The sequence below is a fragment of the Serratia sp. H1w genome, from assembly GCF_000633355.1.
Taxonomy (GTDB): Bacteria; Pseudomonadota; Gammaproteobacteria; order Enterobacterales; family Enterobacteriaceae; genus Chania.
This window is the reverse complement of sequence record NZ_AYMQ01000124.1, coordinates 1-809: the sequence shown is the minus strand read 5'-3', so window position 1 is coordinate 809 and position 809 is coordinate 1. Positions and strand designations below refer to the sequence as shown.

Sequence of the window (809 nt, the reverse complement as noted above, 5' to 3'; positions counted from 1 at the left end):
ACCCCCCACCCTGAGTGAGCGCCAGCCGGGTTGGGACTGAGCCATACAAGCCACTGATGGCACGAAATTGTACGTTGATATTGGCTGCGATGGCATTCGAAGCGGTCTGTGTACAAGAGGTCGTGAGTGGAGCCGTCAGGCTAGCCAGTTCAGTGCCAAACAGGGAATTACGCGAAACATTACCAAAATCAACTGCCGTGGTGGTTGCCACAGTGCAAGTCAGTGTGGAAACACGTAAAGATACGGATGACGGAAAAATCTGACTGGATAAAGGATAGCTATAATCATTACTTGCCGCATAAAAAGGTTGAATAGTGTATTCTCCGTTAGTTTGAGTACCGTCTGCAACTATCACCCAGGCCCCCTGAATAGTAACGGTCCGAATAGACTTATCTTGAAAAAAATTTGCAGCACCACCAACAAGCATATTTGGTGGTAGGCACCATCCTACAGTACCATGGTTTATATCCGAAAATGGGCTGTAGACGGTCTGCCCTTTCACAGCTGTAATACCTTGTGTTTCAGGCAACCCAATGCTACCAGTCAAGGTCTCTTGAGTCCCATCATAAAGAGTGTAATGGGCAACCCCTGTTGCTCGCGGCACAAAGCCGACACCGACATGGTCGGCAATACTTCTGACCTGATAGCCCGAAATAATCGGCCAGCTATTACCCCCATTCATAGTTTGGCAATATGAGTTCTTATCAGAGGTAATATTAATAATACCGTAATTTCGTCCATTATAGTAAGAACTGGTCTTTCCACTCATCGTCACATTAAACGGCATTCCTTCCCATACAATCCCAGAC

At 46.7% G+C, this 809-nt stretch carries 1 pseudogene; it reads right to left on the bottom strand.

Annotated elements, in window-relative coordinates:
* Positions 1-809, bottom strand: a pseudogene (locus U869_RS32315) (hypothetical protein); the annotation flags it as partial.